The sequence below is a fragment of the Streptomyces poriticola genome (assembly GCF_036689765.1).
GTDB classification, from domain to species: domain Bacteria; phylum Actinomycetota; class Actinomycetes; order Streptomycetales; family Streptomycetaceae; genus Streptomyces; species Streptomyces poriticola.
The window spans coordinates 78,802-99,482 of record NZ_JBAGKH010000019.1 but is presented as its reverse complement, the minus strand read 5'-3'; the positions used below and the strand labels follow the sequence as shown (position 1 = coordinate 99,482).

Annotated in this window: 15 protein-coding genes; 7 read left to right on the top strand and 8 right to left on the bottom strand. The window is 73.1% G+C overall.

The annotated features are described in order from the left end of the window. Positions 1 to 5 precede the first annotated feature (5 nt). Positions 6 to 1,007: a proline racemase family protein gene (locus V5O46_RS21995; RefSeq protein WP_332886371.1), complete on the top strand. Its 1,002-nt coding sequence runs from the start codon at positions 6 to 8 to the stop codon at positions 1,005 to 1,007. On the opposite strand, the gene V5O46_RS21990 is transcribed toward V5O46_RS21995, so the two are convergent. Together V5O46_RS21990 and V5O46_RS21985 are read right to left on the bottom strand one after the other, a co-directional pair. Next, a complete protein-coding gene (locus V5O46_RS21990; protein WP_332886370.1) occupies positions 943 to 1,935 on the bottom strand; it encodes a DMT family protein in 993 nt (330 codons plus the stop codon). The genes V5O46_RS21995 and V5O46_RS21990 overlap by 65 nt on opposite strands. Next, on the bottom strand, positions 1,932 to 2,807 hold the full coding sequence (locus tag V5O46_RS21985; RefSeq protein WP_332886369.1) for a phosphatase PAP2 family protein: 876 nt from the start codon (positions 2,805 to 2,807) through the stop codon (positions 1,932 to 1,934). The genes V5O46_RS21990 and V5O46_RS21985 overlap by 4 nt, the downstream gene beginning before the upstream one ends. Before the next feature lie 144 nt (positions 2,808 to 2,951). Here V5O46_RS21985 and V5O46_RS21980 point away from each other — a divergent pair, with 144 nt between their 5' ends. Further along, a complete protein-coding gene (locus tag V5O46_RS21980) occupies positions 2,952 to 3,575 on the top strand; it encodes a TetR-like C-terminal domain-containing protein (protein ID WP_332886368.1) in 624 nt (207 codons plus the stop codon). A gap of 162 nt (positions 3,576 to 3,737) precedes the next feature. Here V5O46_RS21980 and V5O46_RS21975 read toward each other — a convergent pair whose 3' ends face one another. Continuing rightward, positions 3,738 to 4,835 (bottom strand): DUF2510 domain-containing protein, encoded by a 1,098-nt coding sequence (locus V5O46_RS21975; RefSeq protein WP_332886367.1) that lies wholly within the window; start codon positions 4,833 to 4,835, stop codon positions 3,738 to 3,740. A gap of 273 nt (positions 4,836 to 5,108) precedes the next feature. Between V5O46_RS21975 and V5O46_RS21970 the strand changes: the two genes are divergently transcribed. Next, positions 5,109 to 7,796: an ATP-binding protein gene (locus V5O46_RS21970; protein ID WP_332886366.1), complete on the top strand. Its 2,688-nt coding sequence runs from the start codon at positions 5,109 to 5,111 to the stop codon at positions 7,794 to 7,796. Between the two features lie 356 nt (positions 7,797 to 8,152). Here V5O46_RS21970 and V5O46_RS21965 read toward each other — a convergent pair whose 3' ends face one another. Together V5O46_RS21965 and V5O46_RS21960 are read right to left on the bottom strand one after the other, a co-directional pair. After that, the gene (locus V5O46_RS21965) at positions 8,153 to 9,157 is read right to left on the bottom strand and encodes a DUF3048 domain-containing protein (RefSeq protein ID WP_408649035.1); all 1,005 of its coding nucleotides are present in this window, start codon (positions 9,155 to 9,157) and stop codon (positions 8,153 to 8,155) included. Positions 9,158 to 9,351: 194 nt separating this feature from the next. After that, positions 9,352 to 10,419: an ATP-dependent DNA ligase gene (locus V5O46_RS21960; protein WP_332886364.1), complete on the bottom strand. Its 1,068-nt coding sequence runs from the start codon at positions 10,417 to 10,419 to the stop codon at positions 9,352 to 9,354. Between the two features lie 135 nt (positions 10,420 to 10,554). Between V5O46_RS21960 and V5O46_RS21955 the strand changes: the two genes are divergently transcribed. Further along, positions 10,555 to 11,364, top strand: a complete 810-nt coding sequence (locus V5O46_RS21955) for an alpha/beta fold hydrolase (protein ID WP_332886363.1) — start codon at positions 10,555 to 10,557, stop codon at positions 11,362 to 11,364. Positions 11,365 to 11,433: 69 nt separating this feature from the next. After that, positions 11,434 to 12,462 (top strand): non-homologous end-joining DNA ligase, encoded by a 1,029-nt coding sequence (gene ligD, locus V5O46_RS21950; protein ID WP_332886362.1) that lies wholly within the window; start codon positions 11,434 to 11,436, stop codon positions 12,460 to 12,462. Here ligD and V5O46_RS21945 read toward each other — a convergent pair. Both V5O46_RS21945 and V5O46_RS21940 read right to left on the bottom strand, forming a co-directional pair. Continuing rightward, on the bottom strand, positions 12,449 to 14,635 hold the full coding sequence (locus V5O46_RS21945) for an OmpL47-type beta-barrel domain-containing protein (RefSeq protein WP_332886392.1): 2,187 nt from the start codon (positions 14,633 to 14,635) through the stop codon (positions 12,449 to 12,451). The genes ligD and V5O46_RS21945 overlap by 14 nt on opposite strands. Positions 14,636 to 14,661: 26 nt before the next feature. After that, positions 14,662 to 17,187: a ThuA domain-containing protein gene (locus tag V5O46_RS21940; RefSeq protein ID WP_408649034.1), complete on the bottom strand. Its 2,526-nt coding sequence runs from the start codon at positions 17,185 to 17,187 to the stop codon at positions 14,662 to 14,664. A gap of 206 nt (positions 17,188 to 17,393) precedes the next feature. Here V5O46_RS21940 and V5O46_RS21935 point away from each other — a divergent pair, with 206 nt between their 5' ends. Both V5O46_RS21935 and V5O46_RS21930 read left to right on the top strand, forming a co-directional pair. Further along, on the top strand, positions 17,394 to 18,350 hold the full coding sequence (locus tag V5O46_RS21935) for a multicopper oxidase domain-containing protein (RefSeq protein WP_332886361.1): 957 nt from the start codon (positions 17,394 to 17,396) through the stop codon (positions 18,348 to 18,350). A 71-nt stretch (positions 18,351 to 18,421) separates the two neighbouring features. Then, complete coding sequence (locus V5O46_RS21930) at positions 18,422 to 19,501, top strand: LacI family DNA-binding transcriptional regulator (protein WP_332886360.1); 1,080 nt, start codon at positions 18,422 to 18,424, stop codon at positions 19,499 to 19,501. Positions 19,502 to 19,888: 387 nt separating this feature from the next. Here V5O46_RS21930 and V5O46_RS21925 read toward each other — a convergent pair whose 3' ends face one another. After that, positions 19,889 to 20,569: a hypothetical protein gene (locus V5O46_RS21925; RefSeq protein ID WP_332886359.1), complete on the bottom strand. Its 681-nt coding sequence runs from the start codon at positions 20,567 to 20,569 to the stop codon at positions 19,889 to 19,891. Positions 20,570 to 20,681 lie beyond the last annotated feature (112 nt).

The window sequence follows — 20,681 nt, the reverse complement described above, 5'->3', positions numbered from 1 at the left end:
CGGCCATGCGCAGCAGACTCGTCCTGCACGCCGTCGACTCGCACACCGAGGGCATGCCCACCCGTGTCATCACCGGTGGGCTCGGCACCCTGCCCGGTGCCACCATGAACGAGCGGCGGCTGTACGTCCGCGAACAACGCGACGGCATCCGGCAGTTGCTGATGAACGAGCCGCGCGGGCACTCCGCGATGAGCGGTGCGATCCTCCAGCCGCCGACCCGCCCCGACTGCGACTGGGGCGTGGTGTTCATCGAGGTCTCCGGCTGTCTTCCGATGTGCGGCCACGGCACGATCGGGGTGGCGACCGTCCTGGTCGAGACGGGCATGGTCGAGGTGACCGAGCCCGTCACCACCGTCCGCCTCGACACCCCCGCCGGGCTCGTGGTCGCCGAGGTGGCGGTCGCGGACGGCGCGGCGCAGGCCGTGACGCTGCGGAACGTGCCCTCCTTCGCCCTCGCCCTCGACCGCAAGGCGGCCCTGCCCGACGGACGGACGGTGACGTACGACCTCGCCTACGGCGGCAACTTCTACGCCATCCTGCCGCTGGCCGAGTTCGGCCTGCCCTTCGACCGGTCCCGCAAGGAGGAGATCCTCGCCGCGGGGCTGTCGCTGATGGCGGCGATCAACGCCGAGGGGGAACCGGTCCACCCCGAGGACCCGTCGATCCGCGGCTGCCACCACGTCCATCTGTACGCCCCGGGCGCCACCGCCCGGCACTCCCGGCACGCGATGGTGATCCACCCCGGCTGGTTCGACCGCTCGCCGTGCGGCACCGGCACCTGCGCCCGCATGGCCCAGCTGCACGCGCGCGGCGAACTCCCGCTGGACACCGAGTTCGTCAACGAGTCCTTCATCGGCACCCGGTTCACCGGCCGGCTGCACGGCACCACCGAGGTCGGTGGGCGCCCGGCGGTGCTGCCCGGCTTCACCGGCCGTGCCTGGATCACCGGCACCGCCCAGTACCTGCTGGACCCGACGGACCCCTTCCCCGCGGGATTCGTCCTGTGACCGGCACCGGCACCGGCACCGGCCCCGGCCCCTGCACCGGCACCGGCCCCAGCACCGGCTCCGCCACCGGCACCGGCGCCGGGACCGGGACTGCCACCTGGACCGCCACGGCGTCCGGTGTGCGGCTCAGCAGCACCACACCCCGGGCGGCCAGCGCCGCACCGGCCAGGGCCGCCAGCAGCCCGGCCGGGCCGCCGCGCAGCCGCTCGCCGAGCAGCGCCGCACCGATCACCGCGGCGGCCACCGGGTTGGCCAGCGTCACCACCGCGAGCGGGGCGCCCAGACCGCCCCGGTACGCCGTCTGCGCCAGCAGCAGGCCGCCCGCCGCGAACGCCGCCACCAAAAGCGCGACGCCCACCACCTGGGTGCCGAGCAGCGGACCGGAGCGGTCGGTTGCGGCGACCGTGACGGTCTGCGTCAGAGCCGAGGCGACCCCGGAGGCCACCCCGGACGCCGTCGCGTGCCGCAGCCCCGGCCGGGCGCCCGGCCACGACAGCACGCCGATCAGCGCCGCCGTCGCGCCCGACACGGTCAGCGCCTCCGGCACGCTCAGCACGTCGTCGGGGGCCGGACCGGACGCCGTCAGCAGCAGCGCACCGAGCCCGAGCAGGGTCAGCCCGGTGCCCCGCCACTCGACGGGACCGACCCGGCGGCCCGCCAGCCGCGCCCCCAGCGGTACCGCAGCGACCAGGGTGAGCGCGCCCAGCGGCTGGACGAGGGTGAGCGGACCGTACTTCAGCGCCACGACATGCAGCAGCGCGGCCGACGCGTTCAGCGCCACCGACGCCCACCACGCGCCACTGCCCAGCAGCCGCAGTGCACCGGTGTCCGGGTGGCGGGCGGCCAGCCGTTCCTGGGCGACCGCCGCGGCGGCGTAGGCGAGGGCGGAGACGAGGGAGAGGGCGACGGCCAGGGCGGCGGCGCTCACCGCCCGGCTCCCACCGGCTCACCCCGTCCGGCCGCCGCAGGCCGCCTGCTGCCGCACACCACCACCGACCGCGACCGGGACCGCGACCGGGGCGGACGCAGCACGGCGAGCGCCAGGCCCAGCAGCAGCGCGGCCACGGCCACGTCGAGCCAGTAGTGGTTGGCCGTGCCCACGATCACCAGCAGCGTCAGCAGCGGGTGCAGCAGCCACAGCCACCGCAGCCGGGACCGGGTGGCGGCGACCAGACCGACCGCCAGCATCAGCGCCCAGCCGAAGTGCAGCGACGGCATCGCCGCGAACTGGTTCGACAACTGGTCGGCCTCCGGGGGCCCGTACACCGACGGCCCGTACACCCGCGCGGTGTCCACCAGACCGGTGCCGGCCAGCATGCGCGGCGGGGCGAGCGGGAACGCCAGGTGCAGCACCAGCGCGGCGCCGGTCACCGCGGCCAGCACCCGGCGGGCCCACCGGTAGTGCGCCGGACGTCTGAGCCAGAGCCAGACCAGGAAGACGGCCGTGGCCGGGAAGTGCACCGCCGCGTAGTAGGTGTTCGCCGACCGCACCAACGGCTCGCCGTGCAGCAGCAGGGACTGCACCACGCCCTCGTCGGGCAGACGCAGCGCCCGTTCCAGGTCCCACACCCGGTGCGCGTTGGCGAAGGCCCCGCCGGTGTGGCCGGCCGTCAGCCGCCGGCCGAGCTTGTAGACCAGGAAGAGCCCTGCGACCAGCAGCAGCTCACGGAGCAGCGGCGGTCGCGGCGGTCGTGCCGCGACGACCCGCTCCGGTGCGTCCGGCTCGGCCGGCCTGTCCGGATCGTCCGGCCCATCGGGATCGCCCGGCTCGTCCGGCGTCCCCTCGGTGCGGGAGGTCATCCCCGGCCCCTTCACTGACGGTGGTGCATACGGGTGGTGTGACGGGACACATCTCATCGATACGGGTCCGTTCCGATACGGAAGTGTACCGATACGGTTGGGTACCGGTACACTGGCGTATCGATGGACGAGGAGGCAGCACCGATGACGTCGCAGGATGCGGCACGGACGGCCGAGCCGGAGCCGGCCGGAGCCTCGCGCCGCTCCAAGCTCACCCCCGAGCGCGAGCAGGAGTTCTTCGACACCGTGGTGGCCCAGATCCGCGAGTGCGGGTACGACGCCGTCACGATGGAGGGCGTCGCGGCCAGCACGCGGTGCAGCAAGTCCACGCTCTACCGGCAGTGGAAGACCAAGCCGCGGTTCGTGGCGGCGGCGCTGCGCTCGCGCCGCGAGGCGCGTTTCGCCGGTATCGACACCGGCTCGCTCGCCGAGGACCTGAGGCGGGCGGCCCGTGCGGCGGGGGAGTCCTCGGGTGAGGACACCCGGCTGCTGCAGGCCCTCGGCCCCGCCGTGCTGCAGGACCCGGAACTGCAGCGGGCGCTGCGCGAGGCGATCGTCGAGCCGGAGATCGCCGCGCTGCGGGAGATGCTGCGGCGCGGGGTGGCACGGGGCGAGGTCGCCGCAGGCCACCCGGCGCTGGAGTACGTACCGGCGCAGATGTTCGGCGTACTGCGGATCAGGCCCGTGCTGGAGGGGGAGTACGCCGACGCGGAGTACCTGGTCCGCTTCGTCCGGGCCGCGGTGCTGCCCGCACTGGGACTGACCTAGGACTCGGGCCGCCGTCCACGGGATGACCGGACGGCGGCCTGCCCGCGCCGCACCGTGGGGACGGGGGCGGCGCGCACCCCCCGGCCGGGTGGGGCGCCCTTCGAGCGGAGGGGCGTCCCACCCGGCCGGCCCGTTCCCGCGCCGGGCGGAACGCCTGCCGGGTCAGACGTCCTGGCCGGTGCCGCCGCGGCCCTCCGCGGCCTCGATGCCCTCGGCGATCTCGTCGAGGACGGCCTGCTTCTCGCCGACGTCGACGCCGAGCCGGACGACGACGATCCGCCGGGGATCGGCGGGCGACGGGAGCGCGAGCGACTCGACGTAGCCGTCGGAGCCCTTGCTCGTGATCGCCTTCCAGCGGACCCGGTAGCCCTGCTGCCCGGCCACCGTCACCTTCTCGGACGCCAGCACCTCGTGCGAGGCGAGCGAACCGTAGCCCTGGCCGTACGACTCCTCGGCGTTGGCCTCGATGTCCGCCTTGGCGACCTCCTCGGCGGTCCTGCCCCGGGTGCCGAGCACCTGCGCCGGCGCCGAGTACGCCCCGCCCTTCATACAGTCCCTGGAAGTGTCGCCGGGGCACTTGTAGGTGTCGTCGGACGCGATCGAGGCACCGACCATGAGCTCCTGGCCGTGCCAGCCGTCCGGGATCGGGAGGCTGATCCCGTTCACCGGATCGGTCACCGACCCGCTGTCGATCCGCCCCTCCTGCGACCCGTCCGGAGCGGGCGACCCGCCGCCCGAGTCCCCGCCGGAGTCCCCGGACGGCCCGTCCTGCTCGCGGGGCGCACCAGGGGTGGCCCGCTGTCCCCCGGCCCGCTCCCCTCCCGTCCCGTCGCCGTCGGTGAGTACGTACACCCCGGCCCCGATGCTCGCCAGGACCGCGACGGCCACGGCCACCGCTATCCCGGTACGCAGCCCGCGCCGCCGGGACTCCGGAGGCCGGCCCGGATAGCCGGGGTGGGCCGGGTAGGTCGGGTGGGCGACGTACGGGGGGTGCGGGGAGTGCGCGGGCTGCGGGGCGGGCCGGGAGCCGAGGTCCGTCCCGGCCCCGGCCTCAGCCCCGGCTTTCGCGTCCGCCGGCCCGGGGGAGGGCCGGGAGTCGTCGTCCGCGTCGGCCGGTGCCCGCGGTGCCTCCCCGGCGGGCGGCGCCGCCGGGCGGGTCCGGTCCGTCCACGCCTCGCCGTCCCACCAGCGCTCGGTGGCGGGACCGTCACTTGTCTGCCCGGGGTCCGGATACCACCCGGGAGGAGTCGCCTGCGTCATGACCCCACCGTATGAGGCGTCGGTGAAAGCGGCATGAGAGGATCCGCCCCCGTGACGGTCCGCGGCGGATCCGGACTTCCGCGGCTGCCGCGAAAGCACGTGCGGCACACCGCCGTTGACCGCCGGCGGGCGGGTCCGGGCCTCCCGGCGCCGTCGGCCGTTACCCGAAGTCATCCGCCACGGCAACACCTGGTCCGACCCTCGTCCGGCGGGGCCGCCGGGCGGATAGGCTCGGGTCTGTACGTCGTTCGGGCGACTTGGGGAGGTAGCGGGATGACGGAGGTACGGCCCACGGCCGCCCCCTCGGCTTCCCTGTGGGAGCGGGACGAGGAAGTCGCCGTCGTGACGCGGGCCGTCGACGCCCTGTGCGCGGACCGGGCCTCGTCCGGCAGCCTGCTGGTGTTCCGCGGCGAGGCGGGGCTCGGCAAGACCGCACTGCTCGCCGAGGCCCGCCGGATCGCCGAGGCCCGCGGCTGTACCGTGTGGTCCGCGCGCGGCGGCGAGACCCTGCGGTCCGTCCCCTTCAACGTCGTACGGCAGTTGCTGCAGCCCGCACTGGTGTCGATGCTGCCCGAGGAGGCCCGCGAGTACCTCGGGGACTGGTACGACATCGCCGGACCCGCCCTCGGCATCGCGGACCCTGGGCCGCGGCAGGCCGACCCGCAGGGCGTGTGCGACGGTCTGGTCGCCGCCGTGCGCAGGCTCGCCCGCCGGGAGTGGCCGCTGGTGCTGCTCGTCGACGACGTGCACTGGGCCGACCAGGAGACCCTGCGCTGGCTCGCCGCGTTCACCGAACGCCTGGCGGAGCTGCCGGTGCTGGTCGTCGTCGCACGCCGCCCCGGCGACATCACCGGCGACGGCGCCCGCCATCTCGAGGCGGTCGCCGCCACCGCGCACCACCCGGTCACCGCCCTGAGCGCCCTCACCCCGGACGCCACGGCCGGGCTCACCCGCGCCGCCCTGGGCGCCGACGCCGACGCCGCTTTCTGCCGCGAGGTCTGGGCCGTGACCGGCGGCAACCCCTACGAGACCGTCGAACTCCTCGCCAAGGTCCAGGACAGCGAGCTCGCACCGGTGGAGGCGCACGCCTGTGAACTGCGCGCGCTGAACCGCACCGCCCGCGGCGGCGGCCTCGTCGCCCGGCTGGAACAACTCGGCATCGACGCCACCCGGTTCGCCTGGGCCGCCGCCATCCTCGGCACCGGCATCACCGTCGGCATGGTGGCCCGGCTCGCCACCCTCGACCGCGCCGACGCCCTGCGCTGCGCCGAACTGCTGCGCACCGCCCGCATCCTCACCGAACCCGACCCCGCCGCGGCCCACGCCTCCGCCCACGGCGACCTGGAGTTCGTGCACCCGCTGATCGCCACCGCCGTGTACAACTCCATCCCGGACGCGCTGCGCCGCGCCATGCACGGCATCGCCGCCCAGGTCGTCACCGACTCCGGGCTGGGCGCCGCCGCGGCCTCCCGCCATCTGCTCCAGGTGCACCCGGACGACGACCAGGAACTCGTCGCCCAACTCCGCGAGGCGGCCCGCGAGCACCTCGCCGTCGGCGCCCCCGACGCCGCCCGCCGCTGCCTCGAACGCGCCCTGGAGGAACCGCCCCGGCCCGAGGCCCACGCCCGCGTGCTGTACGAACTGGGCTGCGCGACCCTGCTCACCGCGCCGGCCCGGACCATCGGCCACCTGCGGAGCGCCCTCGGCATGCCCGGTCTGGACGGCGACCAGCGGGTGGACGCCGTCTTCCGGCTCTCCCAGGCGCTCCTCCACAACGACCAGCTGGAGGAGGCCGTCCGCACCGTGGAGGCCGAGGCCGCCCGCCAGCCCGAGGGCCCCGCGAGAATGCGACTCCAGGCGGTCCAGTACATGTGGGAGGGCATCCACGCCGGCGAGGCCGCCTCGCCCGGCCGCTCCGAGCGGCTGAAGGCACTCGCCGCCACCTGCACCGGACGGGACAACGCCGAACGCGCCCTGCTCATCCTGCGCGGTTTCGACGCCATGACCCACGGCGAGAGCGCCGAGGAGGTCGCCGAACTGTGCGACCGCGCCCTGGTCAACGGCCGGCTCGCCCCCGGACTCGGCTGGACCGACCCCGACTGGGGCCTGGAGCTGCTGATGATGCTGGCCAGCGCCTACGTCTACACCGACCGACTGGACCGCGCCGAGGCCCTGTTCACCGACGCCCTGCGCGCCTACGAGACCGCCGGCTGGAGCGGCGGCCATCTCGCCCTCGCCCACGCCTACGTCGGGCTCGGCCACCGCAGGCGCGGCCGGCTCAAGGAGGCGGAGGCGTCCCTGCGCGAGTCGCTGCGGCTGGCCGAACGCGTCGGCCGCGGACTGCCGCTGTACTGGTCGGCCACCTGCAACCTGGTCGACACGCTGCTCGCCCGCGGCCACATCGACGAGGCATGGGCGGTCGCCGAGCAGTACGGCTTCGCCCCGCCCTATCCGTCCACGATCGTGCTGCCCGACCCCCGCTCCGTCCGGGGCCGGCTGTTGCTGGCGGTCGGCCGCACCAAGGACGGCGTCAACGAACTGGAGGCGGCGGAGAAGGCGTCGGCGGCCCGCGGACATCACAACCCGGTGATGATCCCCTGGGCTGTGGAACTGGCCCGCGCGCTGGCCACCGACGACCCGGTCCGCGCCGCCCGGCTCGCCTCCGAGGCCCGCCGCAGTGCCGAGCGCTTCGGCACCGACACCGCGATCGGCGAGGCGCTGCGCTGTGCCGCCGCTCTGGAGACCGGTCAGCGTGCGGTCCGGCTCGCCGCGCAGGCGGCCACGTATCTGGAGGCCTCGCCGTGCCAGTACGAGCACGCGGCGGCCCGGGTCGAGTACGGCATCGCCGCCCGTTCCGCCGCCGAGCTCGACCGGGGGCTGGCGCTGGCCCGTTCGTGCGGCGCGGACGGACTGGCGGCCCGGGCGGAGGAGGCGCTGGCGGCGGGCACCGCGGTGGGGTAGCCCTTCCGTCAGCCGTCAGCCGTCAGCCGTCAGCCGTCAGCCGTCAGCCGTCAGCCGTCAGCCGTCAGCCGTCAGCTCGGCGGCGCGTCCGGATCCGCACGCTGCCGTCGCGCATCGCGCATCGCGCTCGTCGCCGGGCCCGGACCGGACCGGCGGGCGCCGGGGAGCGGGCCGGGCCCGACCGGTCGACCGTCGCGGAGGTGGTCGGGCGACCGCGCCGCCGGCCGACCTCGTCCGACGGGCCGCCGACACGGCCGAGGGACGGCGGATCCGTCCGAGCCCCTGGCCGCCCCGCGCTGATCACCAGCTTCCTCGGCGCGGTGGGCCGATCATCGAGCGACGGTCGCCGCGCCCGCTCACCGGGCCTGGGCGAACACCACCCACACCTGCCCGTCGGCGAAGTTCACCGGCGTGCCGTCCTCCGCCGACCGGAACGCCGTGCCGTCCTCCGCCGACGGCCGCTGCCAGGTCGCCTCGTGCGCCCGCCCGTCCCGCAGCACCTCGGCCCGTCCGGTGCCCACCGTCTCGACGTACGGCGTGAAGCTGCCGCGGGAGTCGTGGAAGTCGGACATCCGGACGTCGACGTGCTGCACCACCACGGTCGCCGGCGCCAGCCGCCGGCCGTCGGGGGTGACGGCCGGCTCGCCGTCCATGGCCACCAGCCAGCTGTCCCGGCTCTGCGACCAGGTGAAGGTGAACCGCGCCGCCGGATAGCGCACCGTGTGCGAGCTCTCCGCCGCGCCGCCCGCGGGGGCCGGGCCGTAGCGGAAGCCGGTCGTCAGGGCGTCGGCGCCCGGTGCCTCGGACATCAGCCGCCCGGGGTGCAGATAGAGGTTGTGCGGGGCGGGCCGACCGGCGTCACGGGCATAGGCGTCGGATGCGGCGGCGTCCCCGTCGGCCGGCGGCTCCGCCCGCAGCGGCGCCTCGTCGATCAGCGGCAGCAGCTTGCGCTGCGCCCCGGAGAAGGCGAGCGTGGGCTCGTCGAACTGACGCAGCAGCTCCAGATCGGACTCCCGGGCGCTGCGCACCGGACCGACCTGGTCGGGCAGCTCCGTCGCGTAGATCGCCATCAGCCGGCTCAGCCCGCCCTCGACCGGCTCGACATAGACCACGTCCGCGGCGTCCAGTCCCGTCTGAGGGCGCGCCGCACGCACGTTGTCGATCTTCACGGCCAGCACCGAGGCATGACTGCTCCGTGCAGTGCCCGATGCGCTGCTGCTCGGCGACGGCTCCCGTTCCGTTCCGCGCCCGTCGTCGCCCGGCCCGGACCGCGCCGTGCAGCCGGCCGCCAGCAGGACCGCCACGGCCGCCGTCGCCAGCGTCCGCACGGCGCCGTTCCGGGTGCGCATCCCTCGTCGCATCCCCACCACCGGCCACCCGCCCTTCCTATGTCCATGATTGTGCGCTTATCTGAGCGTTTATGGCCATACCCGATAGCGTCGGAAGGCGCGCATTCAATCGGCTGATCGGACCAGCGGCGAGGGTGAGCAGGGAGTGACGAGCGGAAGCAGGGAGTACGGGCCCGGGAGTACGGACCCGGGCGGAACGCGCCGGCTCAGGGACCGCCGAGGATCTCCGCCAGGTCATAGCGCACCGGCTCCTCCAACTGGGCGTAGGTGCAGCTCTCCGGGGCGCGGTCGGGGCGCCAGCGGCGGAACCGGGCCGTGTGCCTGAAGCGCACCCCGTTCTCCATGTGGTCGTAGGCCACCTCGGCGACCCGCTCCGGGCGCACCGGCACCCAGGACAGGTCCTTCTTGCCGGACCAGCGGCTCGGCGCCCCGGGCAGCCGCGCCGACGCATGCGCCGCCTCGTCCGCCCACGCCGCCCACGGATGCCCCGTGACGTCCTCCATCCGCAGCGGCTCCAGCTCCTCCACCAGCTCCTGGCGCCGCTTCATGGAGAAGGCCGCGCTCACCCCCACGTGCTGCAGGCCGCCCCGGTCGTCGTACAGGCCGAGCAGCAGCGAACCGACCACCGGGCCGCTCTTGTGGAACCGGTACCCGGCCACCACCACGTCCGCCGTCCGCTCGTGCTTGACCTTGAACATCACCCGCTCGTCCTGGCGGTAGCGCAGATCCAGCGGCTTGGCCACGATCCCGTCCAGACCCGCGCCCTCGTACTGCTCGAACCACCGCTCGGCCACGTCGGCGTCCGTCGTCGCCGGAGCCACATGCACCGGGGGCGTCACCCCGTCCAACGCCCGCAGCAGCAGTGCCCGTCGGTCGGACAGGGGTACGTCCAGCAGGGACTCGTCGTCCAGCGCCAGCAGGTCGAAGACGACCAGTGACGCCGGGGTCCGCTCGGCCAGCATCCGCACCCGCGAGTCAGCCGGATGGATCCGCTCGGTCAGCGCGTCGAAGTCCAGCCGCCCCTCCCGGGCGATCACGATCTCCCCGTCCATCACCGACCGCCCGGGCAGCCGCTCCCGCACGGCCGCCACCAGCTCCGGGAAGTACCTGGTCAGCGACTTACCCGTGCGGCTGCCCAGCTCGACCTCCGCCCCGTCGCGGAACACGATCGCCCGGAACCCGTCCCACTTCGCCTCGTACTGCATCCCGGGCGGGATCTTCGCCACGGACTTGGCCAGCATCGGCTTGACCGGCGGCATCACGGGCAGGTCCATGGTCCGACTCTAAGGAGTGGTCACGGTGAGCGCCTGTCGGCCGCGGGTTGCGGCCGCCTCCCTCGGGGGGACGATGGAGGCACGGAGCGAGGGTGGGACGGAGCACCCGAACACGGCCGACAGAGGCGGAGATGGATGGGTGAGCACGTCCGCGCGGGAAATCTGGACATCTGGACGGAGCAGGTCGGCCGAGGGCCGGAGGTCCTGCTCGTCGGCGGTCTCGGAGACACCGTCGAATCGTGGCAGTTCCAGCTCGACGGACTCGCGGACCGGTACCGCCTGATCGCGTTCGACAACCGCGGTGCCGGTCGCACCCCGATGCCCGACGGTCCCGTTTCCGTGGAGGTGATGGCGGACGACGCCGCCGCGCTCCTCGGCGTCCTCGGCCTCGCCCCCGTACACGTGGCGGGCTTCTCCGGCGGCAGCATCATCAGCCAGGAGCTGGCCCTGCGCCACCCCGGACTCGTGCGCAGCCTCGTCCTGCAGAGCACGTGGCCGGTGATGGACCCCTATCTCCGCTCATGGGCGCGCTTCGTGCGCCGGCTGGTGGAGTTCGCCCCGAGCGAGCGGGCGTTCCTGGAGGACTTCTTCCTCGACATCTACACGGCCCGAGCGCACAACGACGGCACGGTGGATCAGTTCATCGAGGAGGTGCTCGCCTTCCCTCACAAGCAGGCGCCCCGGGACACACAGCGGTTCCTCGACGCCTTCATCGACCACGACACCACCGACCGTCTTCCCGGCATCACCGCACCGACCCTCGTCCTCGCCGGGGGCCTGGACCCCACCGCGCGCCCGGAACTCTGCCGCTCCGTGGCCGACCGGATCCCCGGCGCCCGGTTCGAAATCCTGGAGGGCGAGGCCCATCAGCCGTTCCAGGAGATCCCGGAGACGTGGAACTCCCGGGTCGACGCCTTCTGGCGCGAGCTCGCTCCGGTCACCTGAACCGGCGGCGACCGAACGACCCCCGCCGGCGAAATGCGCGGTACGCCCGGTACGCCTACCGTGGCTCGCATGGGCGAAGCGGTGGAACTGGAACTGGGCGGCCGGACCGTACGGCTGTCCAACCCCGGCAAGATCTACTTCCCGGAGCGCGGCTACACCAAGCTCGACGTCGCCCGCTACTACCAGACCGTGGCCCCCGGCATCCTGCGCGCCCTGCGCGAGCGGCCCACCACCCTGGAGCGCTACCCGGACGGCATCACCGGCGAGTGGTTCTACCAGAAGCGCGCCCCCAAGGGGATGCCCGACTGGATCCCCACCGCGCACATCACCTTCCCCAGCGGACGCAGCGCCGACGAGATGTGCCCCACCGAGGAGGCCGCCGTGCTGTGGGCCGCCCAGTACGGCACCCTCACCTTCCACCCGTGGCCCGTGCGCCGCACCGACGTCGACAGCCCCGACGAACTGCGCATCGACCTCGACCCGCAGCCGGGGACGGACTACGACGACGCGGCCCGTGCCGCGCTGGAACTCCGGTCCGTGCTCGACGAGTTCGGCGGTCTGCGCGGATTTCCCAAGACCTCCGGCGGCCGGGGGCTGCACGTCTTCGTGCCGATCGAGCCGCGCTGGACCTTCACCCAGGTGCGGCGCGCCGCGATCGCCGTCGGACGGGAGATGGAACGCCGGATGCCGGAGAAGGTGACCATCAGGTGGTGGAAGGAGGAACGCGGCGAGCGCATCTTCATCGACTACAACCAGACCGCCCGGGACCGCACCATCGCCTCCGCCTACTCCGTGCGCCCCCGCCCGAACGCCCCCGTCTCCGCGCCCCTGCGCTGGGAGGAGGTCGGCGTCGCGCACCCGGGGGACTTCGACATCACGACCATGCCCGCGCGCTACGCCGAACTCGGCGACGTGCACGCGGACATGGACCGTCACCGCTACTCCCTGGAGGCGCTGCTGGAGCTGGCCTCCAAGGACGAGCGTGACCACGGCCTCGGCGATCTGCCGTACCCGCCCGAGTATCCCAAGATGCCGGGCGAACCCAGGCGGGTACAGCCGAGCCGGGCCAGGAAGGAGCCGGGACCTACAGCTCCCTGATCCGGACGTCCCGGTACGACACGACGTCCGTCGTACCGTGCACCTGGATCCCGATGTAGCCGGAGGCGAACCGCCGTCCGTCCGTGCCGGGGTCGTCCCCGCGCGGCGGATGGAAGGTCTGGCCCCGGTTGTTGTCGAACTCGTTGATCAGCACGCCGTTGCGGTAGATCTCGTAGTGCTGGCCGGTCACCCGGATCTCGTAGTCGTTCCAGGTCCCCTTCTCCGTCACGCCGGCCCCGGCGAGCCCCACCCGGTCGAAACCGTAGACCGAGCCCGTCTTGTACATGTCGCCGTCGGGCCGGTCGAGCACCTGCACCTCGTGGCCGAACTTGACGGCGACCCACTCCGGGCGCGACTCCTCGGGGTGGTCGTGGACCTGCGGGAAGCGCACGAACACGCCGGAGTTGGCGTTTCCGGTGCCCGGGGCGTCGTCCCGCCACTGGAGCTTCAGCGAGAAGTCGCCGTACTTGCGCTGCGGGAACCACAGCATGCCCATGCCCGGTGTGGTGGTGGACGAGGTGATCGACCCGTCCGGGTTCAGCGCGAACGAACCGCCGCCGACCTGCTCCCACCGGGCGAAGGACTCCGGCGTGCCGTCGAGGATGGTGCGGTAGCCCTCGGTCCGGCCCGGCGTTCCGATGCCGGACCCGCGGGCCGCCCGGTCGACCGCCCGGTACTCGCGCCCGTCGACGACGCCCTCGTCCCGCAGCGCCGCCATGACCTCCCGCACGTGCTTCAGGAACAGCTGCTGGGACGTCCACTCCTTCTCGTCCTCGATCAGCTCGCCGATCCGGCACCGGTTGTTCGTCACCCGGTTCGGCACGCCCGAGTCGACGGTGCCGACGATCACCGTCAGCCGCTCGTCGTACTCCGGGCAGGGCGGCGCCGGAACCCCGCCGCCCGCCACCACCGTGAAGCTCACCGTCAGTGGCTCGGAGGTGTTGCCCGCCTCGTCGCTCGCCCGGTACGCCACGGTGTGCCGGCCCACGCGGTCGACCACCACGGGCGCGGAGTACGCCAGGTAGGGCCCGCCGTCGAGCGAGTACTCGATGCCGGCCACGCCCGAACCGCCCTCGTCCGTGGCGCTGACGGTCACCTTCGCGCTGCCGATGTAGGCCCCGTCGGAGTTCCTGGAGCCGTCGACGGTCACACCGGTCACCGGCGGGATGGTGTCCTGCGGCGGAGCGGCGGCCACCGTGAAGTCGACGCTCTTCCCCGCCGCCGTGTTGCCCGCCTTGTCGGTGGCGCGGTAGCGCACGGTGTGGGTGCCCGCCCCGTGCACCATCACCGGGCCGGAGTAGGTCTGCCAGGCGCCGTCGCCGACCGCGTACTCGATGGTGTTGACGCCGGAACCGGTGTCGGAGGCGGTGACGGTCACCGTCGCCATGTCGATGTAGTGGCCTTCCTCGTTCCTCTCGCCGGAGACCGTCGCCGAGGTCTCCGGCGGGGTGGTGTCGTCGGTCGGCGGGGCGACGACCGTGAAGTCGACGCTCTTCTCCGCCGCCGCGTTGCCCGCGTTGTCGAACGCGCGGTAGCGGACCGTGTGCTCGCCGACCTGATCGACGACCACCGGCGCGGTGTACGGCTGCCAGGCGCCGTCGGCACCGAGCGCGTACTCGATCCGGTCGACGCCCGAGCCGCCCTCGTCGGTCGCGGTGAGCGCGACGCTCGCCGAGCCGACGTAGGCGCCGTCGCCATTCTGCGTACCCTGCACCTCGGCCGCCGTCTCGGGCGCCGTCGTGTCGTCACCGCCGCCGCCCTCGGTCACCACCAGCACGCCCCGCATCCGGCCGTGGCCGGGGATGGTGCAGTGGTAGAGATACCGGCCGGGCGTGAGCGTGACCTCGGCGGTGTGTCTGCCGCCCCGGTCGTCGGTCGGGTTGGCCAGGATGTTCAGCCGGACGTCGCTGTTGTACTCCGGGTCGCTGGTCACGAAGGTCAGCGTGTGCGGCATGCCGGTGGTGTTGCCGGTCGCCTCGCTGTTCTCGAACACGACGGTCGCCGGTCCGGCCACCGCCGTCCCCGGCGCCGACAGGTACGTGTCGATGTCGTTGCCGGCGGTCCAGGTGAGGACCTGTTCGGCGGCCCCGCCGGCCTCCGGCTGCCCGGCCGCCGCGGGCACCGCCTGGAGGCCGAGGACCACGAGCAGGCACGCCGACAGGGCGGCCCACACTCTTCGTTGCCGTACGGACAGGTGTGTCACTGCGTCCCCCTCGCCAGCTGACCGGCGGCCGGGGTGGGCCCGCCGCCCGTGTACGTCACGCGCCACAGTGCCGACCTGGAGTCCGAGGTGAAGAAGCCGCGGCCGTAGTCGAGGACGTACAGCGCGCCGTGCGGACCGAACTTCCAGTCCATCAGGTTCCTGATGCCGCCGTCGCCGACCGGAACGATCTTCTTCAGCGACTCCGAGTGCACCGGAAGACCGCCGTCCCCTTGTGTCCTCGGGTCCATCACCACCGCGTTGCGCGGCTGGTCGGCATCGTAGAAGTCGCCGACGAACCACTTGCCGTCCCAGTAGGCGGGCCATGTGGTCTCGCCGGCGTTGTCGGCGTCGTAGCGGTAGACCGGGCCGTTCATCGCGGCCTGGCCGCCGCCCTTGAGCCAGTTCAGGCCGTAGGTGGCCTCCTCCTGCTCGTAGGACGGGACGCCGTTCTCGTCGCGCGGGAAGTCCGGGGCGCCGCCCTGCGGCGAGTACCAGATGTTGTTCCCGGTGACCGGCGGCAGGTTGACCAGGCCGTCGTTGTTCGGCGACTCGTTCTTCGGGGCGTCGCAGTCGTACCAGCCCAGCGGCTTCGACGGGTCCGGCAGGTTGCGGTCCCGGTAGGGCTGCTTGTTGCCCATGCAGTAGGGCCAGCCCCGGTTGCCCGCCTCGGTGATCACGGCGAACGTGTCGTACTTCGCCGGGCCCCAGGTCGTCGACGGCGCGCCGGCGTCCGGGCCGACCCAGCCCGCATAGAGGATGTCCGTCGACTTGTCGACGAAGATACGGGCCGGGTTGCGCACGCCCATCACGTAGATCTCGCCGCGCGTCTTGCCGCCGCCCTCGTCGCTCTCCTCACCGGTGAAGAGATTGCCTTCGGGAAGCGTGTAGCTCCCGTCGGGTTCCGGGTGGATGCGCAGGATCTTGCCGTTGAGGTTGTTGGTGTTGCCGGCCGTGCGGCGGGCGTCCGCGAAGGACACGCCCCGGAAGTTCGGCTCGGGGTTGTTGCCCGAGTAACCATCGCTGAATCCACTGGAGTTGGTGTCACCGGTGGCGATGTAGAGGTTGCCCTCGGAGTCCCAGGCCATTCCGCCGCCCGCGTGGCAGCAGCTGTGGATCTGCACCGGCCACTTCAGCAGCACCTTCTCGCTGTCCAGGTCCAGCTTGCCGGTCTCCTGGTCGAGGGTGAAGCGGGAGACGCGCCGCTCGCCGATGTGCTTCTCGCGGTCGATCTCGGAGTGCGGCGTGTAGTGCAGATACACCCAGCCGTTGTCCTCGAGGTCCGGGTCCAGCTCGATGCCGAGCAGTCCCTCCTCGGTCTTGACCAGCTCGCCGCCGCCCCCCTTGTTGCCGAAGACGGTCAGCTCGGCGGCCAGGGTGACCTGATCGGTCCTCGGGTCGTAGACGTGGACCTGGCCCTTGCCCTTGCCGATGTCGGGATCGTTCCAGTCGGTGATCACGGGCTGGGAGGAGTCGGCGCCGCCGCGGCCGATGTAGAACACGCGGCCGTCGGGCGCGGTCACCAGTCCGTGCGGCTCGCCGATCTGGTCGTTCCGGCCGGGCTGGTTGGGCTGCGTCAGACGCTCAGCCGTGTAGTTGCCGGTGATGGTCGCCGTGCAGTCGGCCTGCACCAGCCGCGTCGTCCACATCAGGGCGCCGCGCAGATGGTCCCGGAAGTCGGTCTCGTCGTAGGACGACACCGTGCCGCCCATGCCGGTGTAGAAGGATCGTCCGCCGTCGTAGTCCCGGCACCAGCTGACCGGGTGGTCCCAGCCGTCGGCGCTCGCGCCGGGCCGGTACGTCGACTCGCGCACCCGGGCGACGGTGTGCACGTCTCCGGACGGGTTCTCCACCCAGTCGAGCCACTTGTCGAGGCGCTTCCACTGCGTCGGCAGGTCCTTGGTGGCCGGGTGACGCCGGTCGCCGACCTCGACGGTGGCCCGCTGCACGGCCGACGGGCCGCCCGCGGCCGGCCGGGCGCCGATCAGCCCGGTGAACCAGTCCGAGTACGGCTCGGCGCGCGCCGCGTCGTGGAGCCCGACGAACCCGCCGCCCGCCTCCATGTACGCCTCCAGCCCGGCCTCCTGCTCCGGGGTGAGGACGTCACCGCCACCGGTCAGGAACACCACCGCGTTGAAGCGGCCGAGCCTGCGCTCGTCGGTGAAGACCGAGGCGTTCTCCGTGGCCACGACGCGGAAGCGCCGGTCCGCCGGGCCGGACCGGCCGATCTGCTCGAGGGCCGCGATTCCGGCGTTCACCAGTGGTGACTCGTCGCCGGGCGCGGCGGAACCGTAGAAGACCAGCACCCGGACGTCGGCGCCGCCGGGCGGTGACTTGATCGACATCGTTGTCAGAGACGGGTCGGGCGCCGGGCGGGCACTCGCGGCCGGAGCCGAGAGCAGTCCGGCGGCCAGGGCTCCGGCGGCCAGGGGGGCCGCCCAGCGGCGGCGTCTGCCGGACTTCCCCGTGCGTCTTGTGCTGAACACTCCTAATGCCATGGGCTTGTGATGCGATGTGAACCGCATGGGGTCACCCACCCCTCCTGGGTCGCAGCAACAGCGCCAAGGAAGCTAGACGTCTTTGCGTCGTTCGCCAATAGGTATGACCGGGATGCCACGAACTTTGTCCTGACCGTGGATGAACGCCGCCATGGCCGGTACGGTCGCACCGGTTCAGCACGGCTACGCCTCCTGCTGCTCCGCAGATTTCCGTCACACGTGGGGAGTTCGGCATGGACAGACGGGGCTTCAACCGGCGGGTGCTGCTGGCCGGTGCGGCCACGGCGACATCGTTGTCGGTCCCGCCCGGATCCGCAAGTGCCGCCGCCGGGGCGCGGACAGCGCCCGCCGGGGGCGAGGTGAGACACCTCAAGCTGTACGCCGAGCAACTGCCCGACGGGCAGATGGGCTACGGCTTCGAGAAGGGGACGGCGACGATCCCGGGTCCGCTGATCGAGCTCAACGAGGGCGACACCGTGCACATCGCCTTCGAGAACACCATGGACGTGCCGGTGAGCCTCCATGTCCACGGCCTGGACTACGAGATCACCAGCGACGGGACCAGGCTCAACAAGAGTGACGTGGAGCCCGGCGGCACCCGCACCTACACCTGGCGCACCCACCGGCCCGGCCGCCGAGAGGACGGCACCTGGCGGGCCGGCAGCGCCGGCTACTGGCACTACCACGACCATGTCGTGGGCACCGAACACGGCACCGGCGGCATCCGCAAGGGCCTGTACGGCCCGGTCATCGTGCGCCGCAAGGGCGATGTCCTGCCCGACGCCACGCACACGATCGTCTTCAACGACATGCTCATCAACAACCGTGAACCGCACACCGGCCCCGACTTCGAGGCCACCGTCGGCGACCGCGTCGAGTTCGTGATGATCACGCACGGCGAGTACTACCACACCTTCCACATGCACGGTCACCGCTGGGCCGACAACCGCACCGGCATGCTGACCGGCCCCGAAGACCCCAGCAGGGTCGTCGACAACAAGATCGTCGGCCCGGCGGACTCCTTCGGCCTCCAGCTGATCGCGGGCGAGGGGGTCGGCGCCGGGGCCTGGATGTACCACTGCCACGTGCAGAGCCACTCCGACATGGGGATGGTGGGCCTGTTCCTGGTGAGGAAGCCGGACGGGACCATCCCCGGCTACGACCCGCACGAGCACCGACGCCGGCCGTGACCGGCGGGAGCGCTCTCACCTTCCCGGCGGCGGTCGCTATCCTGAGCCGCAGCCGCCGAGGAGGAGCGCCCGTGACCGAGACCGCGCCGCGACCCACACTGGAGGCCGTGGCCGCGCGGGCCGGGGTCTCGCGGGCCACCGTGTCCCGGGTGGTCAACGGCGCAGCGGGCGTCCGTGAGTCGCTGGTCGAGAAGGTCCGCCGGGCGGTGGAGGAACTCGGGTACGTCCCCAACCAGGCCGCCCGCAGCCTGGTGACCCGGCGACACGACGCCGTCGCCGTCGTCGTCGCCGAACCGGAGACCCGCGTCTTCGCCGACCCCTACTTCGCACTCCAGCTCCGCGGCATCAGCAAGGAGCTGACGGCCCATGACAACCAGCTGGTGCTGCTGCTCACCGAGGGCAGGGAGGACCACGCCCGGGTCGCCCGCTACCTCGCCGGCGGACATGTCGACGGCGCCCTGGTGTTCTCCCTGCACCTCCATGACCCGCTGCCCGGCCTGATCCGGCAGGCCGGAGTGCCGACCGTGTTCGGCGGACGGCCCGGCTGGGACGACACCGCCGGGGCCGGCGCGGTGTACGTCGACAGCGACAACCGCGGCGGCGCCCGCGCGGCTGTACGCCATCTCACCGAGCTCGGCCGCACCCGCATCGCGCACATCACCGGCCCGCTCGACCAGACCTCCGCGGCCGACCGGCTCGCCGGCTACCGCGACGCCGGACCGGACCCCGACCCGGCGCTGGTCGCACGGGGCGACTTCACACCGGCCGGCGGGGAGCGGGCGATGCGTGAACTCCTCGACCAGTGCCCCCGCCTGGACGCCGTGTTCGCCGCCAACGACCTCACCGCCGCGGGCGCGCTGCGGGTGCTGCGCGAGCGCGGACGGCGGGTGCCGGACGACGTGGCCGTGGTCGGCTTCGACGACATGCTGCAGGTCGCCGAGCAGACCGACCCGCCGCTGACCACCGTCCGCCAGGACATCGAGGAGATGGGCCGCCTGATGGCCCGTCTGCTGCTCGGCGGCCTCGACCGCGGGGCGGCCGGCGAGGTCTCCGGCGATCTGCCCGCAGGTGCGGCTTCCGGCGCCGCCGCGGGTGCCGGGCCGGCCGGGGTCGTCCTGCCGACGACACTGGTCCGGCGCGCCTCGGCGTGAGCGCCCGGCGTGACCGTCGGGGCCGGTCCGAGCCCAACACACGGTCAGGCCGCCCGGCACCAGCCCCCTCGGGCAGGGCGCGGCAGACCGTAACCCCGGCCGGGACCGTCGAAGGCGCGCGGCTGCCGCACTCGGGCGGGCCGGACGTCCGGGCGGAGCGGGCACTCAGCGGGCGGTTCGGGAGCGTCTCCGGCTGCGCCCGTCCCGACCTCCGGCGCGGCCGTCCGTCCGGCGCCTCGCAGGCGGAGCCCGGACGGGACACCCGTGGCGGGCGTGCACCCGTCACCCGGCACTCCGGACAATGCCCCGGCCCGTCGCGCGAGGTGATGGACCGGCCGGTCGTCCCGGGTGCCGCCGCGCGTAAGCCGGATTGTGCGAGGGGGGCGGTCAGCTGCGGGCGGGGGTGAACTTGTAGCCGTAGGTGTCCGTGATCACCGAGAAGTTCGTGGTGCGGTTGCCTGCATCGTGCCACACCTGGCACTGGTAGCCGGTGTCGGCGCCCTTCTCGACGGCCTTGACGGCCGGGATCTCGTCACAGGTCAGCGTCTGCTCGTAGCCGCCGCTGTCCTCGTGGCGCTGCCAGAACTCCTGGTACACGCGCTTGGCGACGAGCAGGTCCTGCTCCGCCTCGGTGTCGTACCGGATCAGGAAGTCGCCCGCCTGGTAGTCGTCGGCGATCTTCACCGAGAAGGGAATCTCGACGCCCTCGTAGGTGGCCGTGCACGTGCTGGTCGCCGATGCCTTGAGGGTGACGCCGTCCGGGCAGTCGGCGGTGGTCTCGCCGTTCACCTTGGCGGATCTCAGCAGGGCCTCGCGCAGCCTGTGCTCGACCTTGTCCGTGAACTCCGAACTGCCGTCCGGCTCGGGCTGCGGGGTCTCGAGGTCGTCGTTGTCCTGGACGACGTCGGACTGTGCCTGCGTGAGTTCCACGGCGAGCGGCTTGCTCTCCGGCTCCCGTTCCCGCTTCGAGCCGCCTGCGGCCGAGCTCCGGCCGTCCCCGTCGGACCCGCACCCCGCGGTGAGCAGAACCGCGGCCACGACGACTGGGGCGATCTTGGAAATGCGCATGCTGCTCACTGTAAAGCGCAGCCGAAGTCCGGTCGGCGCGGGGGGCCTTGACACCGGCGAGCGCGGTGCTCGCCTCCGCGACCCCAAGTCCGGGCGGGGTGACCGACTCACC